The organism is Alkalibacterium thalassium (genome assembly GCF_900101165.1).
GTDB lineage: Bacteria > Bacillota > Bacilli > Lactobacillales > Carnobacteriaceae_A > Alkalibacterium > Alkalibacterium indicireducens.
Window position 1 is genome coordinate 1 of the sequence record NZ_FNFK01000120.1, and the last position, 1,352, is coordinate 1,352.

General features: G+C 40.1%; 1 protein-coding gene. It reads left to right on the plus strand.

Going from position 1 to position 1,352, the window contains the following annotated elements:
* Positions 1 to 222: 222 nt before the first annotated feature.
* The coding region (locus BLR76_RS11530) for a PAS domain S-box protein (protein ID WP_143009263.1) at positions 223 to 1,352 on the plus strand (1,130 nt) is incomplete at its 3' end.

The following is a 1,352-nucleotide window of genomic DNA, read 5'->3' on the forward strand; positions in this document are numbered from 1 at the left end:
GGCATGATAGACAGTTAATACTTAAAAATGTCTAAAAAAGCAGTGAGTTTAATAGAAATAGTTATCCACATTTAGAGGTATGAATAATTCAGGTATAATGCTTTTAAACAGGATGAATATTCATAATTATTTAATCAAATATCCAGACATTTTCCCAGTCCCTTGCTGATTCAGTTTCCATAATAAACTGATCATGTGCTTTATTACTTAAGGAGAACTACCATGCCTATTCAGAAAAAGAATGTTTACGTATTAATTTTTATTTTTGCATTTACGCTGTTCTACTATCTATGGCTTTTCCTTTTTCAAGACGATTCTTACCTACTTACCTGGGGTGGGAATACCCTGTCTCTGATTGGATCAGCTGTCCCATCCATCTGGCTTTATCAGGCCTATAAAACTGCCGAGAAGCCAGACAAGCCATTCTGGTTCCTGATCACTTTAGGAACATTCAGTTATTTCCTGGCTGAATGTTCCTGGATACTTTACGAGAGTGTCCTTAGAATCGAAGTCCCTTACCCAGGAATCCCTGATCTCTTTTATATACTTAGTGTCTTGTTCTACCTTAGTGCCTTCGGATTCAAACTATACAAGGAAAAGACAAAACTTGTTCTGACCCGCTACATTTTCGATATTCTTTTCATTATGATTGTTTACGCCACCCTCAGCTGGTATTTTTTATTAAACCCGATCATTTTAGCAGGAGATGTTTCTCTTCTAGCCGTAGTTGTATCGCTTGCCTATCCAATCGGTGATCTGGCGCTGGCTTTCTGCCTGCTTATGGTGATTTTCTCAAGTAAACAACTCTTTTCGAATGACTCGCTTCTATTTTTCGGTGCCGGTCTATTTACTTATATTGTCGCAGATACTGCTTTCGTCTATCTAGTCAGCACTGAAACTTACGATTCCGGATCCTGGACTGATCCACTCTTTATCTTAGGCGTCCTGCTTGTCGGCTTTACCGGACTGCTTCAGAAAAATCAGTCATCGATCCAGCTGAGGAAGAAAGCTGTCATTCGAACGAAACCTATGCTGTTCGCTATCCTCTTTCCTTTCTTCGGACTGACTTCGCTGTATCTGTTTATGATATATACAAGCATCGGGACTAATGTCATTACTATCGGTGTAGGGGTGTCCATTCTGCTTGTCATAGTCAGGGAGTTTCTCCTCCTTTCAGAGAATAGACGCACACTTCAAAAATATTTAAAGAACGCTGATGAGCTTCAATCCAGTCAGGAACGTTACCGGTCATTGTTCGAGCATCATCCTGACGCAGCCTTTTCATTCACACTTGACGGTACAGTCCTGAGTGTCAATGAAAAAGGTGCTGAAATTCTCGGCAAAACAAAGGA